General features: G+C 52.0%; 17 protein-coding genes and 1 tRNA gene. 17 read left to right on the plus strand and 1 reads right to left on the minus strand.

The window, feature by feature from the left end:
* Window positions 1–49: 49 nt before the first annotated feature.
* The 14 genes from RIC29_11500 to RIC29_11565 all read left to right on the plus strand — a co-directional run bounded on the left by RIC29_11500 (window position 50) and on the right by RIC29_11565 (window position 15751).
* Window positions 50–1744: an alpha/beta hydrolase gene (locus tag RIC29_11500; protein MEQ8735541.1), complete on the plus strand. Its 1695-nt coding sequence runs from the start codon at window positions 50–52 to the stop codon at window positions 1742–1744.
* Window positions 1745–1755: 11 nt separating this feature from the next.
* Entirely contained in the window at window positions 1756–3435 is a 1680-nt protein-coding gene (locus RIC29_11505) for an alpha/beta hydrolase (protein MEQ8735542.1), read from the plus strand.
* Window positions 3436–3574: 139 nt separating this feature from the next.
* Window positions 3575–4042, plus strand: coding sequence for an Hsp20 family protein (locus RIC29_11510; GenBank protein MEQ8735543.1), 468 nt, complete (start codon window positions 3575–3577; stop codon window positions 4040–4042).
* Between the two features lie 22 nt (window positions 4043–4064).
* The gene (locus tag RIC29_11515; GenBank protein ID MEQ8735544.1) at window positions 4065–4289 is read left to right on the plus strand and encodes a hypothetical protein; all 225 of its coding nucleotides are present in this window, start codon (window positions 4065–4067) and stop codon (window positions 4287–4289) included.
* A gap of 97 nt (window positions 4290–4386) precedes the next feature.
* A tRNA-Arg gene (locus tag RIC29_11520) sits at window positions 4387–4463 on the plus strand.
* A gap of 120 nt (window positions 4464–4583) precedes the next feature.
* The gene (locus tag RIC29_11525) at window positions 4584–5462 is read left to right on the plus strand and encodes a DUF1838 family protein (protein ID MEQ8735545.1); all 879 of its coding nucleotides are present in this window, start codon (window positions 4584–4586) and stop codon (window positions 5460–5462) included.
* A gap of 116 nt (window positions 5463–5578) precedes the next feature.
* Window positions 5579–6280 carry a hypothetical protein gene (locus tag RIC29_11530; protein MEQ8735546.1) on the plus strand — a complete coding sequence of 234 codons (702 nt, stop codon included), beginning with the start codon at window positions 5579–5581 and terminating at the stop codon, window positions 6278–6280.
* A 365-nt stretch (window positions 6281–6645) separates the two neighbouring features.
* On the plus strand, window positions 6646–8124 hold the full coding sequence (locus tag RIC29_11535; GenBank protein MEQ8735547.1) for an NAD(P)/FAD-dependent oxidoreductase: 1479 nt from the start codon (window positions 6646–6648) through the stop codon (window positions 8122–8124).
* A complete protein-coding gene (locus RIC29_11540) occupies window positions 8121–8705 on the plus strand; it encodes an RNA polymerase sigma factor (GenBank protein MEQ8735548.1) in 585 nt (194 codons plus the stop codon). The genes RIC29_11535 and RIC29_11540 overlap by 4 nt, the downstream gene beginning before the upstream one ends.
* Window positions 8698–9798: a FecR domain-containing protein gene (locus RIC29_11545; GenBank protein ID MEQ8735549.1), complete on the plus strand. Its 1101-nt coding sequence runs from the start codon at window positions 8698–8700 to the stop codon at window positions 9796–9798. The genes RIC29_11540 and RIC29_11545 overlap by 8 nt, the downstream gene beginning before the upstream one ends.
* A 186-nt stretch (window positions 9799–9984) precedes the next feature.
* Window positions 9985–12711 (plus strand): TonB-dependent receptor, encoded by a 2727-nt coding sequence (locus tag RIC29_11550; GenBank protein ID MEQ8735550.1) that lies wholly within the window; start codon window positions 9985–9987, stop codon window positions 12709–12711.
* Window positions 12712–13038: 327 nt separating this feature from the next.
* Window positions 13039–14211: an FAD-dependent monooxygenase gene (locus RIC29_11555; GenBank protein ID MEQ8735551.1), complete on the plus strand. Its 1173-nt coding sequence runs from the start codon at window positions 13039–13041 to the stop codon at window positions 14209–14211.
* A gap of 235 nt (window positions 14212–14446) precedes the next feature.
* Window positions 14447–14707, plus strand: a complete 261-nt coding sequence (locus RIC29_11560; protein MEQ8735552.1) for a FliM/FliN family flagellar motor switch protein — start codon at window positions 14447–14449, stop codon at window positions 14705–14707.
* Between the two features lie 183 nt (window positions 14708–14890).
* Window positions 14891–15751, plus strand: coding sequence for a universal stress protein (locus RIC29_11565; protein ID MEQ8735553.1), 861 nt, complete (start codon window positions 14891–14893; stop codon window positions 15749–15751).
* Window positions 15752–15771: 20 nt separating this feature from the next.
* Here RIC29_11565 and RIC29_11570 read toward each other — a convergent pair whose 3' ends face one another.
* A complete protein-coding gene (locus RIC29_11570; GenBank protein MEQ8735554.1) occupies window positions 15772–16971 on the minus strand; it encodes a serine hydrolase domain-containing protein in 1200 nt (399 codons plus the stop codon).
* Window positions 16972–17086: 115 nt separating this feature from the next.
* Between RIC29_11570 and RIC29_11575 the strand changes: the two genes are divergently transcribed.
* The 3 genes from RIC29_11575 (at window position 17087) to RIC29_11585 (ending at window position 20862) form a co-directional block, all read left to right on the plus strand.
* On the plus strand, window positions 17087–17842 hold the full coding sequence (locus tag RIC29_11575) for a glutathione S-transferase family protein (protein MEQ8735555.1): 756 nt from the start codon (window positions 17087–17089) through the stop codon (window positions 17840–17842).
* Window positions 17843–17847: 5 nt separating this feature from the next.
* Window positions 17848–19800 (plus strand): NAD(P)-binding protein, encoded by a 1953-nt coding sequence (locus RIC29_11580; protein MEQ8735556.1) that lies wholly within the window; start codon window positions 17848–17850, stop codon window positions 19798–19800.
* Between the two features lie 114 nt (window positions 19801–19914).
* A complete protein-coding gene (locus RIC29_11585; protein ID MEQ8735557.1) occupies window positions 19915–20862 on the plus strand; it encodes a formylglycine-generating enzyme family protein in 948 nt (315 codons plus the stop codon).
* Window position 20863: the final 1 nt, after the last annotated feature.

Genomic DNA, 20863 nt, shown 5'->3' on the forward strand with positions numbered 1-20863 from the left:
CCTTCCCTGGCATCGATAAAACAATGAACTTAAGCCGAGGGGAACTCTCATGCAGCGTCTATTCGTACCAATAGGAGATATGCAGCTTCACGTCAGGCGCGCTGGAAGCGGTCCTCCCGTAATCCTGTTGCACCCGTCTCCGCAGTCGAGCGTGTTTTCCGTGCCGATGGTAACGCGGTTGGCCAAGAATTTTACAGCCATTGCGGTTGATACCCCTGGATATGGGTTGTCTGACCCCATTCCTGGCGGCGTGAAAGGTCCGGCGCTGGAAGATTATGTGCAGCCGTTGGTCGCATTGCTTGATTCTCTGGGTATTCAAAAAGCAGCGTTTTATGGCAACGCCACCGGTGCCGAGATTGCTCATATATTTGCGGCGGCACATCCAGAACGTGTCGCCGTGTGCATGTTAGATACGGCGGGTGATGTCTCCGACGAGCATGTCGATGTTCTCACCAAAGGCTACTTTCCAGATGTGACTCCCCGTCGAGATGGCGGTCATCTTCTGACCCACTGGGATATGGTGCGTTCGCTCAATCTGTTTGCCCCTTGGCAGTTTACGACCAAGGCGGCGCGTTTGCCTGTTGATATGCCAGCTCCTGAGAAGATTCAGGAAAAGCTGCTCGACTATTTACGCGCGGGTGAAAATTACGCTGATGCCTATAGGCCCGCTTTCTATACCGCCAAGCATCATCTCATCAGTCGACTTACGGTTCCGACGACACTCACGCGTTGGGAAGCGAAACCAGACCTGACCGAAGTTGATGATCTGATCGCCAAGGGTCTGCCCAACAACTTTACGGTTTTGCACGCTGGGCCGACCATGGACGAACGTCTTGCGGTCAGTGAGCAATATCTCATCGACAATTATTTACCTTCAGATACGCCAGCGCCGCCACATCCTGTTCAGATAGACGAGACGGCACCTCGCCTCCAGAAAATGTTTATCTCTATTGAGGGTGGGCAAGTGATGGCACGGGTCTGTATGGCTGGCGAAGGTCGGCCCATTCTCGGTCTACATGACCCTGCTGGGTCTTCAAAGCGCTTGGCCGACCTGCTGAGCCCTTATCTTGGACATCGTCCTGTCATTGCCGTTGATAATCCAGGTAATGGCGAATCAGACAAATTGATTGATCGTGATGATATCACTACTGAAACTTACGCCCAGTCGGCAATCGCAGTGCTTGAGGCTTTGGGGGTTGCAGAGGTTGATGTGATTGGTCGTTACTCGGGCGGTCAAGTTGCGATTGAAATGGCAGCGCTGCGCCCTGGCTTGGTGAAACACATTGTTCAAGCCGGCGTGCAAATTTTTACGGATGCGGAACGCGAAGATCTCTTGAAAAATTATACACCGTCCATCGCGCCTCGGTGGGATGGCGGGCATTTGCTGACGGCCTGGTCAATTGTCCGGGATATGGGCCTCTTTTGGCCCTGGTACAATCGCACCAAGGACGGTGTCATTCAGCGCGATGCAAATTTGGATCCCGACTTTCTTGATGGCCGTACACAAGACCTTCTTAAAGTTGGTGATGCTTATCAAAACGCTTACGCTGCCTCCTTTACTTATTCCATGGCCGAGAAATTGGCAGCCTTGGAGGTGCCTTGTTTGCTGATGGATTGGCCGGGGGCTGCCTCCTATGACCGTCTTGCGATGGCCAAGCAGGTTGCACCCCAAGTTGTTGTCACAGATATGCCAGAGGACATAACTCAGCTTCTGTCAGTCCTTGACCCATTTTTCGCCAGCTAGGTCATACTCCTATGAATATCACCCGCCGGTTCCTAACCTTGCCCGATGGTAATCAGGTTCACTTTCGCACCGCCGGACGTGGCCCGGCGATGATTTTGATGCATCCATCGCCGATTTCATCTGCGGCTTTGATTCCGGCCGTGACGGCTTTTTCTGAGAAATTTACCTGTATCGCCTTAGACACCCCGGGTTATGGCTTATCAGACGATTTCGTGACCGATAAAACTGACCTGATTGGTTACGCCGATGCCGTGGCGCAGATCTTAGATGCACTCGGTCTTGAATCTGCAGTGATTTACGGGGCAGCTACAGGCGCACAAATCGGAACGCAGTTTGCCTGTCGTTATCCCAAACGCACACGGCTTCTCATTCTCGATGGCGCAGGTCATTTTACAGATGAAGATCGCGCTCAATTTGCGGATGGATATTTTGTAGACCTCACGCCAAGGCGTGACGGCACGCATCTCTTAGCAGCATGGGATGCCAGCCGTCACCTGTCCGTGTTCTTCCCATGGATGTCCAACCGTTTGGATCAACGTGTTCAGGCCGACACCCAATCCCCAGAAGCCATTCAGCTCCATGTCGATGATATGCTTCGGGCCGGCCCGAAGTACAAAGAGGCTTATTGGGAGGCTATGCGGTATGAGGATCATAGTGCGACCGTTAAAGTGAAGGTGCCTACACTGCTTTCATATAACGCGGGCAGTATGATGCGTTCACATACGGAAGCGCTCATCAACAAAGGATTGCCCGATAACTTTACGGTTGTCCCTTGTGACCCCAAAACCCGCTACACGGCGTTACGCACTGCGGCGGCTGATTTTGCAAGTGCACCTCCCTATGCAGATTTTCCTGCACAAACAGATCGCGCTTCAACTATACAAAATATAATGGTCGATGTGCCCGGCGGGCAACTGCGCGCACGCGTCTGTCTTGAGGGTGAGGGACTTCCTCTCATGGCCATTCACGATCCGGCGGGCTCAAGTCTTCTCGTTGAACCCATGTTAAAACCCTATATCGGTCGTCGGCCTGTGATCGCCTTTGATAACCCGGGAAACGGAGAATCTGAAGCGGCGATCAACCGCATTGATTCCGAAAACTATGCAAAGGTCTTGCACGCAGCGCTCGACAGCCTAGGCGTTGATCAGTTGGACGTTATTGGGCGCTATTCGGGTGGCCCAGTGGCGATGGAAATGAGTTTTCAGAAGTCACAGCGCATTCGTCATATCGTTCAGGCAGGTGTGTCCTTGTATGAAGGCGAGGAGCAAGCACGCCTTATTGAAAACTATACGCCGTCCGTGGCGCCGCGCTGGGATGGTCGGCACCTCATGACAGCCTGGTCCGTCATGCGCGATCAAAGTCTTTATTGGCCATGGTTTAACCAAACCAAAGAGGGGGTCATCTGGGAAGACGGTGCCATTGATGTTGCCATGACGGATTTGCGCACCCGCGAGTTGCTCAAATGCGGTGATCGCTATCAGGATGCGTACAACGCGATGTGGCGTTATCCCATGCGCGAGAAGCTACCTAAGCTCAATGTACCCTGCTTGCTGTGTCACCCTTCGTGGGAGCCTGTGGGTTATACAACAGCCATGGCTCAGGCGATTGATCCGCGGTGTCAATCAGCAGAACTGCCACCCGCCATGGCCGATTGGCACACGTCCCTGGACGCCTTTTTCGACGCATCTTAGAGGTTGCGCTCTTGACGGTAGCTGTAAGAGACCCAAAATAGGACTTACGTCGCGCCAGGATAGGGCGACGTCAACCATTGGTGCCTGTTATGGGCCACAACCAGTCTCGCTCGCTGAGGAGACAGGAGGAAAAACAGATATGACACGTATGTCCGTGTTCTCCAGCCCCTTATTGCTGGGTTTTGATCACATCGAGCGGGTGCTTGATCGCGTCAACAAATCCTCTGGAGAAGGGTATCCCCCTTACAACATCGAGCAGACTGGCGAGCATGCCCTGCGCATTACGCTGGCCGTTGCAGGCTTTTCTGACGATGATTTGTCCGTGACGGTTGAAGATAACCAATTGGTTATTCGGGGGCGTGCCTCAGAAGACACCAGCAATCGTATTTTCCTGCATCGTGGTATTGCGGCCCGCCAGTTCAGCCGCAGTTTTGTTTTGGCGGAAGGTATAGAGATTAAAAATGCAGAGCTTGATAAAGGCCTCCTGCATATCGATATGCAACGCCCTGTGCCTGAACCAAAGGTGACGGAAATCAAAATCTCGACGTCCACGCCAGCGAAATCGAAACCAAAAACCATCGATGTTGATCCAACATCTGTTGGATAAGTGATTTATCAGGAGGCCAACTATGGCAAACATTATGCAAAACAATAGCGTTCTTGCATCCACGCAGATCAATCTCGCTGAACTCGGTCTTGATCAACTTGCGTATGTCCGATCATCCGTGATCGATAACCAACAGGTCTGGTCCATTCATAACGCCGCGGGTGCACCGGTCGGGGCTGCTCCCACGCGCGAGCAAGCGGTCGGAGCCATCTTGCAGCATAATCTCACCCCACATTTCGTAAATTAACGCAGCGTCAGTAGATCTCTGCTGATCTTTCACTGATATACAGATTTCTGCATGATCTGTTATATACGCATCATTGCGCTTTTCGTGCCTGCCCTGGGTCCCCGTAGCTCAGCAGGATAGAGCACCAGATTCCTAATCTGGGGGCCGTGAGTTCGAATCTCGCCGGGGACACCATATCTTTCGCGATATCGCAGACAGCTTAGAACACTGAAAAATTGTTTATTCATGCTGATAGTTTACCTTCTAAGATAAGGCTGGATGAGCTTTGTTGGGTGACCTAAGGGGACGAATGAAATGACTTTAGATAACTTATCTGTCATCTCGCGCCGGGAAATACTGGGGGCGTCAGCCGCACTGGGTGGTTTTGGTGTGTTTACAATGATGACCAAAAACGTCAGCGCTTCAACGGGAGCGGATACAAAAATTGACCCCGTTACCATGCATCGTAAATTACGGTTCCGCACTGACCCAGGTCTTGTTTTTTGGTGGTTGCAGGGTGTGAAATACGGTCAAGTTGGCACAACACTCACGCCGCTTTACACGAACCTTGTTGGTACAATTCAGCGTATTGTGCCGACCGATGATGGTGGGTTCGATATGACGATGTTGGAAATGGTGATTATTCTAGATGTGGATGGTCACGCGCCTTTAAGCGAATGGACAAACCCTTATACGGGTGAAGTACTGCCAGTTAATTTTCGTCCAGTCGGACCAACAACCGTACGTTACCGGGCAGATGACTCTCGGGTGACCCCGAAAGAGCTTGGTGGTGCCAGGCTCGAATCAGAGGCCAGCATCCATCCGCCTGTCATCGTCGGCGACGATGTATTTATGTCGGAAGTCATTCGAGCCCGTGTGTATCGTCCTGAGCGTGAAGCACCCTTCGAGGTCAATGATATGTCTCATTATCACGGCAGCCTGAGTGAGTTGATCAATCCCGACATTACAATGGCATCCGCGACGGTCTCTTTCGCTGAAGTCACAGGCTGGCAAAGCTGGATGAAGATGGGTTCTCAGCCAGGCAACCTGACGTCGCGCACCTTTGGCCGCAAGGTCTCCAGCTTCGATATGATGCCGGAGAAATGGCGCACTCTATTGGCACAGAAAGCACCTGAGATCGCAGCTGATCCGGTTGCCAGCCTAAACAAACCTGCTGCTGAGTTTATTCGATAATAGGGTCGTTCCAGACTAAGGTGTAATCTAAACCGATCTAAAATTACTGGCCCTTCAAGACTGGTGCACGTGCATCAGCTTCAATATAAAGTGGGGCTGTCTTTAGGGGGAAATCCATGACCGAATTCGCTTACGACCTCTTTCTTATTCTGCATATCTTGGGCTTTGTTTATTGGCTCGGCGGCGATGTAGGTGTCTTTTATTCAAGCGGATTCGTCATAAATCCCAAATATTCACCCGAAACACGTTTGATCGCATCGAAGATCATGATGGATCTCGATCTCATCCCGAGAATCTGCATGACACTCATGCTAACCATCGGCGGCACGTTGGCCACGATGCAGGGTGTTGATCATTATCCGGGACAGATGCTCGCCCTCTGGATCCTCGCCCCGATCTGGTTGTTTATGGTGTTGTACATGCACTTTCGTCACGGTAGCCCGCTATCCAAAACTTTGGCGACCGTCGATTTCTGGCTGCGTCGTGTTCTGATCGTCGGCATTGCGGCTTCTGTAATCTATACGCTCTACAGCGGCCGACTTGATGGCACACCGTGGTTGACGGCAAAGGTGGGTTTGTTTGGCGTGTTGATTCTGTGTGGCGTCATGATCCGTAAACACTTGCCCGATTATATCGCTGGCATTCAAGCCCTTGCGAAGGGCTCGATTAACGATGAGCAAAATAATAAAATGGCGGCCAGTCTGAATAAAGCGCGGCCCTGGGTATTGTTTATTTGGTTGATCGTATTTCTTGAAGCCGTGTTGGGTATCGTTAAGCCTGGCAACGAATTAGCGCTGAAATTTACAGCTTTATTTTAGGATCGACACATCGTAAAGCGTCAGGATCATCACCCGTTTTCCGATGACGCTCCTGCAAACTCGAGCTGCCCACTCTATGCTATTGTAAAAGCTGTTCCGCTTTTTGCACACGGGTAACCAGTATTGCCGCGCACTCAGGTAAATAATCTTAGCTGGCGACTGGTGGATTCGTTTACTGTCACGTACTCTTTAAATAGGGCTGGTTCTTTGACCCTCGTGCGAGGACTTTGTGCTCAAGCTAAAATAAAACGGCAACTTATCCGCAGCCTTTGTTTTAAGTTCACAATCCAATTTAAGCCTCGGCAATCCCCAATATCGAGAGGTCGTTGATTTCAGAAGGCAGCGGGCAAGGAGAATTTAGGCGAATGGTGAAACATCTTAGCAGACGTCGTTTTAACACAGTAGCCGCTGCATCTTCTCTTGCGGTCGCGGCACCCTTTATTCACAGTAAACGTGCGCGCGCTCAAGACACAGTTGATGTGCTTGTTATAGGGTCCGGCTTATCGGGTTTAAATGCGGCCTGGAACCTGAGTGATGCGGGATTAAACACGCTCGTGCTCGAGGGTAGCAATCGCATTGGCGGGCGCGTTTGGTCTGCCGAGGAAACCTGGGAGACCAATGCGGGCGACGTCCCTATAGAATTGGGGGCCTCTCAGGTTGGTCCCTCCTATGCGCGTGTCCGCGATGCCATTGACCGGCTGCAATTGCCCACTGTGAATCAAGATCGCGATTTGCTGTCCTTCTCTTATCATATCGGCGGTCAGCATGTTTCAGCGTCGGAGTGGCCGGACTCTCCTGTCAACCAAACGGTCGGCGACGAACGTGAAATTCTGCCGGAGCGGTTTGGATCACGTCTATTGTCCAGATTGAATCCGCTGAAGGAGTTGGATGACTGGCTGAACCCTAAATTTTCCGACTTTGATGTCTCCCTCTATGAACTCTATAAGCGCAACGGCGTGTCAGAGGCCGGTATTCGTGTTGCCAGCATCGGTGGTGTAAACGACATCCACGGTGTTTCTGCCCTGCGCATGTTGCAGGAAACGACCCGAGGTGCCTTGGAGCTGGAATTTCTCGGACCTCTCGACGAGAATGGAAACCCCGTCGAGTACTGGCCGAAAAACATTGTTGGCGGCACCATTGCCTTGCCAAACGCTATGGCTGGCCAATTACGCAATGAGGTGCGGGTCAATCAGCAGGTCACCAGCATTGAGTTGGAAGACGATGGCGTAGAAGTGCGCACGCTTGACGGCAATCGTTACCGGGCACGATTTGTGATCTCCACCCTGCCGTTCTCGGTGCTCACGTTTGTTCAAATCTGGCCGCAACCGCCCGCGCCACAATCCACGGCAATCCGGCAGCTTAAATACTCAGAAACAACGCGCGCGTTCTGTCGCATTAAAGAGCCCTTTTGGCAGGAAGACGGCAAGGGCGCTTCGCTTATTTCCGATGGCGGCACGGGCGCCTTCTGGGCCATTAATAACGGCACCGGTGAGGGCGAACATCGCGGCATGTTTGTGCTTACCAGCCTCATCGGAAGCCAAGTATCGGCCCGTCCTGACGAGGCCGCAGCACAATACCTCATAGACGAAATGGCACGTATTCGGCCCGCATCACGAGGGCAAATCGAAATCCTCAAATACCACACGTGGGAACGTCAGCCATTGCAACGCGGTTGCAGCCCCATGTTTGCACCGGGGCAAGTCACAGCATTTGCGAACGAAATGATTGCCCCCCATGGCCGGTTACATTTTGCCGGAGAGCACACACGCCGGCTGGACTACGGCATGGAAGCGGCTATGGAGTCTGGAGAAAGAGCAGCGTTTGAAGTGCTCGACCGTGCATGAGTAAGAGGAACCCAAATTCCCGTATTTTCGGTATATTCCAAGCCAATAAAGGTTTGATTGCCAGCGTGTTGCGGCGTTATGCGCTGCAACAAGTTGATATTGCGGATATTACCCAGGAAACAATACTCCGCGCTCTTGAAGCTGAAAAGCGGACAAAAATCAGAGAGCCTAAAGGCTTCTTGGTTGGCATCGCAAAAAACATTGCGCGCTCCGAACTTCAGCGCCGCTCAAAAATGATGACCGCCTTGCTAGATGATTTTGATCCTGAAACATACGTGATAGATGAACCGGCCGTGGATGAGGTTGTGGACTCACGTCAGCGCATGAGGTTTTTTGGTCAAGCTGTCGCTATGCTACCACCCCAATGCCAGAAAGTGTTTGTGTTGAAGCATGTTCACGGAGCATCCCATCAAGAGATAGCGGCAAAACTTGATATTGCGATTAGCACGGTTGAGAAGCACGTTGCGCTAGGTCTCAAGCGGTGCAGAGAAGTTATGGTGGAAAAATTGGGTGCTGGCCATAAAGAGCATTTCCAGGGAAGCAAAGTAGAGGTTCTGAAAAAAAAGCGAACCAATGACTAATGTTCCAAACCATATAGACGCAGATGGCGAGATCATCGCAGAGGCCTGTGCGTGGGTCGCTCAATTGGAGTCCGGCAAGTTAACGGGGTCTGATCTAGCGGCGCTCCAAGAGTGGATGGCGCGCAGCCCTGCCCACAAAAAAGAGATTCGCATTATTGCAGAATTGAACAATCAACTCAGTAGTCTCACGGAGTTGGCCGAACCTATTAGAAGTGCGTCAGCGGCCGCCAGCGCTCTCCGCAAGAGGAGTTGGGTTCCGGCCTTTGCAAAACCGGGCTTTGTTATGCTCGGTGCCCTTGTGTCGGCTGTGGCGCTTGTCGCGCTGTTCATTTCTACGGACCTCTTTATCGAGCCAGTGGAAATCTATCGCACATCAGTTGGCCAATATCAGACGATAGAGCTTTCTGATGGAACAGCCGTTAAGCTGAACACTGACAGTCAAATCGAAGTTGATTATTCTTCAAAAAATAGACGCATACGTTTGATTCACGGCGAGGCGTTCTTCGATGTTGCGAAGAATCCCCTGCGGCCATTCGTGGTTTATTCTGACCAAGCCAAAGCCGAGGCGCTGGGAACGTCATTTGTTGTTAGGCTGCGTGATTCATTAACAGAAATTGCAGTTATTGAGGGCGTGGTCGCTTTCTCTAAACTCACAGAAATTTCTTCCGTGACTGAAGATGCCAATCAGGTTGATATAGACGGAAGTGTAGAAGTGACAACGGTCGCGGCCCGACAAGTGATTATCAATGCGGGCCAGGTGATTACATCCCGTGACATAACGAATGGCTTGTCTTCCGATGTGGCTTTTGAAGTTCCGACATTGACCTCCCGTGAAATCCAAAGAAAAATATCGTGGACAGAAGGCCTTTTCGATTTTTCTGAAACAAGGCTTGAAGAGGTCGTGCGAGAAATATCAAGGCACAACAATGTGACTATAGAGATCGCAGACCCAAGCTTAAAAGATGTAGAGTTTGGCGGCATGTTCAGAACGGGCGATGTTGACTCTTTGCTTGAAGCGCTTGAAGGTTTGAATATTGACGTTGTTCGTGATGACCATGGTGTCATCCAACTCCATAAGAATGATAATATCTAACCTGCGAGCTTCCTGCATTTCTGCAAACTCCCGAAGGCCTGCAGAAGTGTTGCCCTATCGCAACACATCTACCTCGAACTAAAATTTATGCGCATTCAACTAGCGGATTTTTTTGCCCCTGGGCACCTCTTACTAAGGCCGTCGCGTTTTAAAGCGTCGATGTGTGTGGTCTTGGGTTTAATTGGGATGAGGTCTGCTGTTCGACGCGTGCTAATTTTAACAATTTTGATGACCCTTTCTTTGCCCGTGTTCGCCGAGCAGCTTACACAAGCACAGAAAGAGGTCACGGTTTCAATCCCGCGTCAGAATGCGGAAGAGGGACTTAAGTTGTTGGCGCGGGCGTTTAGCAGATCCGTTCTTTTCCAAACCGAAGACGTTGCTGAAGTGCAAACAAACGCGATTGAAGGTGATTTTTCCTTAAATCGCGCCCTTAGCATCATGCTTGAGGGAACGCAGTTGACCGGCGGCCTGACAGAAAGCGGGGTGATTACAATTTCCCGCGCTTTAAATGTTGAATTGCGCCAACCGGGGGAACCTATGCCTAAAACTGATTTGCTAAAAAATGAACGGAATCGTCCATCACTAGCCAGCAGATTACTGGCGTCTGCGGCGGCTGTTTTTTCCGCTTTTACGGTTACGCAACCCTCTGATGCCGCAGCGCAACAGGTGGCGCTGGAAGAAATTATAGTCACAGCGCGTAAAACAGAGGAGCGATTACAAGATACGCCACTGACTGTGACAGCGTTCACGGGCAGCGATTTGGAAAATGCCGGTATTAGTGATTTGCGTGATCTTCAGAAATTCACGCCGGGGCTAAACTTTTTCTCAAATATTGATCGCGGTTTTGGTCAAGTTTTGTTTCGCGGCATGAATAACGCTGTCCCGGTCGGTGATACGACACGTGAAATCGGCTCCATGTTTATTGATGGAGTCTACTATGTTGGTACTCCAAATTTTATCGGTTTTGATGACTTGGAACGCGTCGAGGTAGTTAAGGGGCCTCAGTCAGCATTTTTTGGACGGGCGACATTTGGCGGGGCTATTAACTTTGTCACGCGGACTCCGGGCGAAGAGCTTCGTGGCAAAGTTCGGGTCAAAGGAGCGGAAGATGATGATTATGAAGTATCTGCTAGTTTAGAAGGTGCGGTTGTTCCAGGAAAGTTGACGGCCCGTATATCTGGTTCGTTCCGTGACTTCGGTGGTCAGTATAGAAATGCGCTTGATGGGGAAAAACTCGGGGCTGAGGAAGACACAAATATAAGCGGTACATTATATGCCACTCCGACTGACAATCTAACAATCAAGGCGCGTGCCTTGTACCAGAAAAACGATGACGGTCCGGCTGCGAGTCAATTGTTGGGTAGACTCCCAAATCACAATTGTGGACCTTTTGGCGGCACTAACCGCGGCGGACCGGCAACACTGCAATGCGGTATCATCAAATATACAGGCGACCGGAACTCGCTGGAGTTGAACAATGTTACGACGGGAGATGCAGCTACTCAATTCGGACAGGACTTTGGTATCGGCAGGGATTTCTTTTTCTCATCTCTGGCCGTTGATTATGATTTTTCAAACGGTTGGATCGTGTCGTCGCTCTCTGGATACACTGATGAAGATCAACAAACCCTTTTCGATTTTGAACGAACTGGTGATGACGTTTATGGGGCTAAAACTCTGAGGCTGCAGGAATCTTACAGTCAAGAATTTCGACTTGCCTCGCCAGTGGAAAATCGGCTACGTGGACTGGTCGGTTTGTACTATCTTTGGCAGAATAATGAGACTGCCGGGAACTTTTATACTGGGGTAGACAATCCTTTCGGGGCTTTTGGCACCCCTGCGGGTACTATTTTCCCCTCACTACCTAACGTAAAAACGATTGATAATCGGGCTGTCTTTGGCGCAATTAGCTATGATGTCAGCGACGAAGTTACGGTGTCACTTGAGGGTCGTTACCAAAGAGATAAAGTGACATCTAAACTCCAGGGTGCACCTGACCTTGCAGCATCGACAAAGAAGTTTCTTCCACGCTTGATTGTCGACTACAAGCCGTCTGAAGATATTACCCTGTATGCAAATATCGCGAAGGGTAATAAGCCCACTCAAGTAAACCAGGAAATCGCTGATCAGCCCGAAGCCAAACAACAGATTCTTGCCGATCAGTTCCAGGCTTTTGACGTCGCGCCAGAAGAGACCATCTGGAACTACGAGATCGGAGCCAAGACTACGTTTGCTGGCGGGCGTGGCTTGTTTAACATTGCTGCATACTACGCAGACTGGAAAGACAAACAGTCCGTTAACAGCGTGCAGTTTGATTCAAACGGAAACGGCATTATCGACCAAGGTGCTACAGGTGATGATCGGGAGCAATTTAATGCTGTCGTGTTGCCTGCCGGGAACGTTAATCTGATGGGCGTTGAAATAGAGACCAGCTATGCCGCGACACAAAACCTAACGGTAGGAGGTACTCTTGCATACAATGACAATAACATTACTGAGTTGGATGAAGACCTTCACTTCCGGTACTTTGGCACACTTGACGCAAGCGACAAGGAAGAGCCGCGCGTTTCAATTTGGAGCGCGACCGCTAACGCCACATATACTGCAGCACTTACCAATGAGCTAGATTGGTTTGTGAGAGCGGATGGTCTTTACAGCAGCTCTAGATGGGCATCGATTCTAAATCTCGGTGAAACAGGCGATGAAGTGAAGTTCAACTTCAAGGCTGGCGTCGAGAATGAAAAGTACAATGTGACGTTCTTTGTCGATAATGCTTTCAACGACAAAACCCTGTCATCTTTGCGAGCCCAAGGTGATTCAGCGTCTGATCCATTCCTATTCTTGCTCGCTGCGTATGAGGCTTCATTGCCAAGGCTACGTCAATTTGGCGTAACCGCGTCGATAAACTTCTAAAACAGTTTGAGCCTGGGCCATGCAGTATAATCTGGGCCATGCAGTATAATAACTGAAAAACAGTATTATCCGTTTATGATCAAAATAGTTTTCTGTTAGCACGTTAAGTCGCCAACCATAAAAGCCGAATCCGAGTTCGCCATAGTTCTTAAATCTCTATAGAAGTAATTGTGTCCAATTCTGTAACGGCTGTTCTGCCCAATAAAGAGCGCGGCAAAGTAAAAACCCCACCATGTCTCTCCTGGTGGGGTTTTTCCGTATCTCCTATTGAATAGCCCAAGCCTGAACTTCAAGCTGTGCACCAATGCTAACTTAAGGATGAGTGTATTGGCTCAGAGCTTGAAAATCGGAATTGTCGGCGCGGGCATTGGTGGCATGACAGCGGCTGTTGCACTGCAGCAGCGCGGCTTTGATGTTGTGGTTTACGAACAGTCACCTGAAATCGGCGAAATTGGTGCGGGTCTCACCGTTGGGCCTACCGCCAGCCGTGTCTTTGCCGGTTTGGGGCTGGAGGATGAGTTGGAACGCTTGGCTCGTCCGACCCCGCATGTTGGCACTCTTGACCATAAAACTGGGGAAACCCTGTCTTACGAAAAACGCGGGCGGGATAAATTTATCAATCTTTACGGTGCTGTCTCCCGCCTCATACACCGCGCGGATGTTCACGCCGTGTTGCAGCGTGCTTTCAAGGCAGGCAACGATGCACTGAAGCTGAATCACAAACTCATTCAGATTGAGCAAGACGATTCACACGTGACTCTTCATTTTGCCAACGGCGCGAGACAACGCCACGATATCGTCATTGCCTGTGACGGCTTAAAATCGACTGTGCGCGATGCGTTGTTCGAGAACGCGCCCCCTAAGTTTACCGGGTTTGTGGCGTGGCGCGGATTGGTGGATCGCTCACGGGTGCCGGATATCAGCTTGGACCCTCATTTTGCGGCTTATACAGCGGAAGGCAAAATGTTTGCCCGCTATCCCGTTCGCAACGGCTCGGTGATTAACTATGTTGCCAATGCAAAAAAGGAGGGCCTCACGTCAGAAAGCTGGAAAACGCAAGTCGATATATCTGTGGTCCTGGAGGAGTTTGAAGGCTGGCATGAAGACGTTCTGAAGATCATCCGGGCAACGTCTGGTGGGCGCTGTAATCTATGGGCGTTGCACAGTCGCGATCCACTTGAGAGCTGGAGCAGCGGTCGAGTGTGTTTGCTCGGCGATGCGGCCCATCCCATGACGCCGTTCTATGGCGTCGGCGCGGCTATGGCCATGGAAGATGCCGCCGTTCTGGCGCGATGCTTTGCAGCAGCGGGCGATGATTGGTCGTCCGCCTTGCAGCGTTATCAAGATGCCCGCATTGGGCGGGCGAATAAATTCCACAGAGGATCTTTGGAGCGCGGTAAAACCTATATGAGTTCTGATCGCTCTGCGCGTGGGCAAATGCCAAATGCAGGTGTCGATGAAGATGACATGTTGTATGATGCCATGCGTGTCGCCATCTGAGACTCTTAGGTTTATGGCGCGATATAGCGATATATACGTAAATCCGACATGACGCACGTGTTTACCCAACGTGATTTTCACGTTTGTCGTACATGATTCTCACGTTTGCCGTACATGATTCTCATGCCAGTCACACTATGTTAAGCTTTGCGTCTTAGACAGAGTCTGACGCATCATGAGCGTCAAATGCTGTATGACTATGCGGGGCCAGCGGAAGAGGGACCAAGACAGTTAAATGTCTGATTTCGATGAAGATTATGCCGTTAATGACGTCGTTGTTGAGATCGTTGTTGTCCTAGGGGCGTCAACTTTGCGGCTCAATCAAATCCTGCAGCTTGGTCGTGGGGCTGTGGTTGAGCTGGAAAGCGGCCCGAACGATCAGGTCGAAGTCTATGCCAATGATATTCTGATAGCCAAGGGCGAAGTGGTTATTACGGGCGGTGATGTGCTTGGCGTTGCCATTACTGAAGTGCTTAAGTCGGTTTATACCAAATAGTCCTTAATAGGCTTCCTGTCTTGATTTCACAGCGCGCTATATTTCTAAATATTAAGTTTTTCACACATAAAATTTTCCACACATAAAACGACTCAACATGACTTTAATCAAAGCCATGCGGTATGCTTTTGGCCAAATTGCTAAAAGGGATGAATTTCTCAACCGCAGGAAGGGATACGGACCATGTTTATGAAGTCGATTTATCTCGCGCTGAGTGGCGAAGCGCAGGCGGAGTCGGTCGCAGATGCGGCTTTTACGTTGGCACAGGCGTTCAAGGCGCACCTCATTGGCAGCGATACAGTCTCAGAAACCGGTCCTTTTCTAGACCAAACGGGCGTTGGCATGATGGCCACGTATTACGACGAACTCTATCAAACGGCGGAGAAGGTGCAGGCCCATAAACGCACCGCCGCTGCCAATGTTTTCGAAGCGGCCCGCGAAAAACATGGAATCCCCCTGACGGCGACTCCAACTGCAGAGGCGGCGACATGCTATTGGCACGCCCATGATGGCGACGTCGATGTGGTTGCGCGGCTCGGGCGTCTCGCAGATGTCATTGTGATCGCCTGCCCGGGTGAACGTAGCTCGTATGCAGACCTCCGCACGCTGGAGCAGGCTGTGTTTGATGCCAAGCGCCCTGTAATTATGGTGCCGCAAGGAGCCAAAATTGATCCAAAGTCACCTGTGTTGGTGGCCTGGAACGGCAGTGCAGAGGCCGCTCGCGCGTTGATCAATGCCGTGCCCCTGATGGTCAAAAGCAGCAAAGTTAGGGTTGTTCAGATCGGTGATCTTGATCCAGGCATGACCGCCCTCACCGAGGCGGATGCGTACTTAAAACTTCATGGCATTACGGCAACCACAAAGACGATCGAAAAGGGCAAGCAATCTGTTTCTGATATTCTCGCACGTGAAGCGGGTGAGATCGAAGCTGGCTGCGTGGTTATGGGGGCATATACCCATAACCCATGGCGTGAGATGGTGCTTGGCGGTGTCACACAGCACATGATTAAAAATGCCAGTCTACCGGTTCTGTTTGCTCACTAGGTTTTCATGCCATTAGGCATTCAGGTTTTTGCAGATGCCAAAGTGGCTTCAACCAGAGGCAGGCCGCATGGTCCCGGCCCCAGGCCCTGATGCATGAGGTTGTGACCGTAGCCGAAGCCAAGTTTTAGCTCGGGATCGGCAAAGGCGAATGATCCGCCAGCGCCGATGTAACCGAAAGCGCTCTTGCTGGTACCCATCGGCGTGACTGGCGGGCAATTCATTTCAAAACCTGTTGAAAAACGCATCTCAATGCCATTCACGGCGCAGATCTCGCGCACACTTTCTGTGCTGGCCATGTTCAACATTTTTTCGGAGAGCACCTTAAAGCTGTCTAAAGCCCCGCCCCGAGCCAGCGCGCCATAGAGTTTTGCCATGGCCCGGGCGTTGGTATGACTTGTCCCCGCTCCGTTTTCAGCCTTGCGCCAGCTCAGGCTGTTATAAGTCTCTGCCGGATCACGTCCCTTCATGCTTTTTGCAAAAACACTATCCGGATTTTTTTCAATGATACGGGTAAAAGTGCCCGCATCAATTTGATATACCGTCGCGAGCCGGGATAGATCTTCGTCAGGTATTGCAAAATGCCAGTCCAGTGAAAATGGTTCCGCTAATTCTTCGCGCAGAAACTGAGCAAGTCTTCGTCCACCGTTCACCTGATAACATAACCCGCCCAGCAGGTAGCCTTGGGTTTGGTTGAGGTATCCCAATTGCGTTCCGGCCTCCCAATTGGGTGCGGTTTGTTCCAGGGCCGCAATCATCGTCTCCCAGTCATTCGCCGCGCTAGGTTTTAAAGTCGCGTCCACAAAAGAGACTCCTGCAGTATGATCCAGAAGGTGGCGCACCAAGATTCGCTCTTTGCCATGAGCCCCAAATGCTGGCCAATAGGCAGCAACGGGGGTGTCGAGACCAAGCCGTCCTTGATCAACAAGGCGTAGCGCTAAAACCGCGCCTATTGTTTTAGAGACGGACCAGCAGCAACACAGCGTGTCTTCTTGCCAGGTTTTGCCCTGTTCAACATCGGCATAACCACCCCATAAATCCACAACCAGTTCACCGTCAATCATCACAGCACAGGTGGCACCCACATCGCCATCCGCACCGCGTTGGGTCAGGTTTTGTTCAAAGACATCTGCCACGTGCTGAAACTTGGGATCGCAGCGACCAGATACATCAGGTTTCTGATCGTTCAAAAATGGACTGAGTCCTTTGGTTGTCGTCGTCATAATGCCAGCACCTCGTGTTTCAACTTGCATGGGGATGGGGCGAACGGGCTATGTTAGCCTCAATCAATAACAACGGGCTACGTTAGCCCTCATCAATAAACAGAGGGGTGCCAACATGACTATGAAGTTATTTTATTCACCGATTCACGGGTTCATTCACAAAGTGCTGGTGACGGCCCATGAAGTTGGCGTGTGGGGCCAACTTGAATTTGTGCCGGTTTATCCAATATCTGACGGTTATTCCATTGCCGCCATCAACCCGTTGCACAAAGTGCCAACCCTGGCCCTGGAAGATGGCACGGTCCTGTATGGCAGTCAGACAGTTGTGGAGTATCTGGATTCTCTTTCGACCACCGGTCACCATCTTTATCCTGCAGCTGGCCCGGCACGGTGGGATGCGCTGCGCCGCTTGGCACTGGCGGATACGCTGTTTGAAGTCACCGTTGTCATGGCACTTGAGAAATTGGAGAAGCCCCACCGTGAGGTCGTGTTCAAATGGAACTGGGCTAAGGTCGTGCGGGCAGTGGATCAAATGGAAGAAGACGCGGCCAAGGGCTTTGATAGTTTTGACATTGGCCAAGCGTCTGCTTTGCACGGCTTGTCTTACCTGGATCGTCAAACCACCAAGGGTCTGCGTCCTCCGGTACCCGAAGGCTGGAACTGGCGCGATGGCCGTCCAGCCCTGACGGCGTGGTGGGATCAGGCTATTCAACGTCCATCGGTTTTGTCTCATTTTAACAAAGAATACGAAGGCGAAGACAGTGCAGAGTACTGTCAGACAAAGGTCGCTGAAGTTTTGCGGGCGCAAGGCAAGCCCGCGCCGGATAAGCCTGTGCCGGTGCCTGTCGATTTTGTACCGCCGGAGGACTAAGTGCGGTGACGGCGAAGGTTTATCCTCTTTTATCGTCGTCTTTTAAACTTGGCCCGGTTGAGCTTCGTAATCGCGTTGTCATTCCTGGGCACTCCATGGTCCATGGCGATTCCACGGGCCGCGTCACTGAAAAGTATCGCGCCTACTTGATCGCACGTGCCAAGGGAGGTGCGGCTCTGGTCGGTCTTGAATCCGCCCCGGTTCATCCGCACTCGAAAACCTGGACCGGACAGGTTGAAGTGTGGCGGGATGACATTACCGGCTCTCTGGCGCAGGCCGCCAATGACATTCACGCGGCGGGTGCAAAAGCCTCGATCATTCTTTGGCATGGAGGGCGCAATGTGTCCTATCGGCGCGGTGCGCCGGCCATGGCGCCCTCTGTCATTCCGTCCGTCCAGGTTGGCGAGATACCGCGCGCCATGACAGTTGCGGACATCAAAGATTTGATCCCGTACTACGTGGCAGCAGCCCAAAGATGCATCACAGCTGGCATTGATGTGCTGGAGTTGCAAACGTCCAGTGATTATTTGCTCGGCTCGTTTTTAAGCCCACAACTCAATCATCGTACGGATGAGTACGGCGACTCTGTAGAAAACCGCTGCCGCATTGTCCTCGAAGTTTTAGAGGCTATGCGCGCGCTGCTCCCGGCTCATATGGCGTTGGGATTGCGCACGTCGATTTATCATGCGATCCCCGGTGAACCAGAGGGCTACACCATCGCGCACTCATTGCCGGCCATGGCGCACATCTCAAAGTCTGGGATGATTGATTATGTCAGCGTGATGAGCGGGTCGAACGCCAACTTCTCAGAAACCATTGCGCCCATGGCGACACCCTATGCGCACATCGCCGATCAGTCGGCTCAGTTTAAAACGGCGCTCGATGTTCCGGTTATCGTCGCTGGCCGGATCGTGACGCCCGGCGACGCTGAGCAGGTTCTTGCGCAAGACCAGGCGGATTTGGTTGCCGTCGCGCGGGCGTTCATTGCCGATGCAGATTGGATGGTGAAGGCCGAGCGTGGCGAGGCCCATCGTATTCGTCCCTGCACAGGCTGTAATCAGATTTGTCTGGGTTTCGCAGGGCGGGGTTTGCCATCGGGGTGTAATTTCAATGCCGAGGCCGGTCGTGAAGATGAGCTTCTCCCTGTTGCCGCAGCTCAATCCCCAAAACAAATTGCCGTCGTCGGTGGTGGCCCGGCAGGATTGGAATGCGCCCGGGTTGCGGCAGAGCGCGGACACACGGTGTCCTTATATGAAGCCTCTGCTCATTTAGGGGGTGCGTTGCGGCTTGCCGGCAATTGTCCACATCGTGATGAATTTCTGTTACCGCTGAAATGGTGGGCCTCCGAACTTGAAACACTTGGCGTTCACGTTCATCTCAATACGCCCGTTGCAGACGCCGGCGCTCTTACGGCCGATGAAGTTGTGTGGGCAACGGGAGCAGAGTCGGCATCCATGTGGCAGCTCCGGTATCGCCCCAGTTTGCTCAACGGACTCCCCGGCACACAGACCCTGCCTCATAGTCGTGATGTCTTAATGGGTACGGCATCTGTCCAGGGCTCTGTCCTGGTCATTGACGAAGAGGGTGGCTGGCCCGCCCTGAATTTTGTCGAAGCGCTGATCGCCATGGATAGGGTGACGTCTATCACCGTGGCGACCAATAGCCCGTTGCTGGGGATGCCGGATTTGTTCACGACCGGCGAGTTTCCCTTATTTGCCGGTCGCCTCAAGGCGGCTAGTGTGACAGTCCATACGGGCGTTTTTGTCGCTTCGGTCGAGAATCAAACCGCCATAACAACGGGCGGAGATGTTTTTGGTCCCTTTGATTCTCTGGTTTTATCTCTCGGTGCGCGGGCCCGGGCTGTCCCTGAGGGTGTTTTGGCCATCGGAGATTGCGTTGCTCCGCGCGGCATTTGGGCGGCTGTGCAAGAAGGAGCACGTCTGGCCCGGGAGTTGTAGACTCAGGCGTCATTCTCTCTTTCTGTTCATTGGCGGAACATACTGCCGACACCCCTTTCTCTTTGTTCCGTTGCCAGTCATGATCGTGCAATATTTTAATGGGAGTAAACATTCATGTTTCGTTCGATCCTTCTCTTAACGGCTTTTTCAGCGATTGCCTTGTCTACGTCTGTTCGCGCGGCGGATGTCAGTGTCAGCGCCGGTGCTGTATTCAAAGATTGCGCCGATTGTCCGGAAATGGTGGTTATTCCCCCCGGTGACTTTGTTATGGGGTACGATGGCGGCATAGATCTGGATAAGCCGGGACTGCAGCGTCGGTACGAAGGGCCTGTGCGCTCTGTCACCATTGACTACGCCTTTGCGCTGGGCCGCACGGAAGTCACTCAAGCTCAATATGCAGAATTCGTGAATGCCACCGGTCATGTCTCCGGCACGGAATGCGCCATTTGGAATGGCGAAGTTTGGCTCCACACTCCTGGCAAAGATTGGCGTGATCCCGGGTATGGCCGCCCCCCGGCCGACAATGAACCTGTTGCCTGTGTGACCTGGACCGATGTCAAGGCTTATACGGATTGGTTCGCAAAGAAAACCGGGCAACCCTATCGTTTGCCGACAGAAGCAGAGTGGGAGTATGCGGCGCGCGCTGGCACCACCGGTGAGTACACCTGGGGCGATGATCCCGATGGCGGGTGTGGTATTGCCAATATCTATGACCAGTCCGGTATCGATCCTAATCGGCCGTATGAACCAGTGGGTTGCGATGATGGTCATGCCATCGTGGCGCCTGTCGGGTCTCTTCAACCCAATGGGTTTGGTCTCTATGATGTCACCGGCAACGTATGGGAATGGACCGAGGATTGTTACTTCATGCCGGCCCCCCTTGCGCCGACCGACGGAAGTGCAGTGCAGGCGACCGGAACCTGTGAGAACCGCGCCGTTAAAGGAGGCAGTTGGTCTTCATCGGTGTATTGGCAGCGCCCGACTTTTCGGGGGCGTGATCCTGAAGATCGCATCAGCCACATTTTCGGCTTCCGCCTCGCCCGGGATCTGAACGGAGAATAAC

The organism is Rhodospirillaceae bacterium, from assembly GCA_040219235.1.
GTDB lineage: Bacteria > Pseudomonadota > Alphaproteobacteria > Rhodospirillales > Rhodospirillaceae > WLXB01.

What these genes read in the sequence shown, in the direction of transcription:
- RIC29_11505 (MEQ8735542.1), top strand. Translation starts at nt 1,756, where the DNA reads ATGAATATCACCCGCCGGTTCCTAACCTTGCCCGATGGTAATCAGGTT.
- RIC29_11570 (MEQ8735554.1), bottom strand. Translation starts at nt 16,971, where the DNA reads ATGACGACGACAACCAAAGGACTCAGTCCATTTTTGAACGATCAGAAA.
- RIC29_11500 (MEQ8735541.1), top strand. Translation starts at nt 50, where the DNA reads ATGCAGCGTCTATTCGTACCAATAGGAGATATGCAGCTTCACGTCAGG.
- RIC29_11525 (MEQ8735545.1), top strand. Translation starts at nt 4,584, where the DNA reads ATGACTTTAGATAACTTATCTGTCATCTCGCGCCGGGAAATACTGGGG.
- RIC29_11540 (MEQ8735548.1), top strand. Translation starts at nt 8,121, where the DNA reads ATGAGTAAGAGGAACCCAAATTCCCGTATTTTCGGTATATTCCAAGCC.
- RIC29_11550 (MEQ8735550.1), top strand. Translation starts at nt 9,985, where the DNA reads ATGAGGTCTGCTGTTCGACGCGTGCTAATTTTAACAATTTTGATGACC.
- RIC29_11535 (MEQ8735547.1), top strand. Translation starts at nt 6,646, where the DNA reads ATGGTGAAACATCTTAGCAGACGTCGTTTTAACACAGTAGCCGCTGCA.
- RIC29_11585 (MEQ8735557.1), top strand. Translation starts at nt 19,915, where the DNA reads ATGTTTCGTTCGATCCTTCTCTTAACGGCTTTTTCAGCGATTGCCTTG.
- RIC29_11510 (MEQ8735543.1), top strand. Translation starts at nt 3,575, where the DNA reads ATGACACGTATGTCCGTGTTCTCCAGCCCCTTATTGCTGGGTTTTGAT.
- RIC29_11515 (MEQ8735544.1), top strand. Translation starts at nt 4,065, where the DNA reads ATGGCAAACATTATGCAAAACAATAGCGTTCTTGCATCCACGCAGATC.
- RIC29_11575 (MEQ8735555.1), top strand. Translation starts at nt 17,087, where the DNA reads ATGACTATGAAGTTATTTTATTCACCGATTCACGGGTTCATTCACAAA.
- RIC29_11560 (MEQ8735552.1), top strand. Translation starts at nt 14,447, where the DNA reads ATGTCTGATTTCGATGAAGATTATGCCGTTAATGACGTCGTTGTTGAG.
- RIC29_11565 (MEQ8735553.1), top strand. Translation starts at nt 14,891, where the DNA reads ATGTTTATGAAGTCGATTTATCTCGCGCTGAGTGGCGAAGCGCAGGCG.
- RIC29_11530 (MEQ8735546.1), top strand. Translation starts at nt 5,579, where the DNA reads ATGACCGAATTCGCTTACGACCTCTTTCTTATTCTGCATATCTTGGGC.
- RIC29_11545 (MEQ8735549.1), top strand. Translation starts at nt 8,698, where the DNA reads ATGACTAATGTTCCAAACCATATAGACGCAGATGGCGAGATCATCGCA.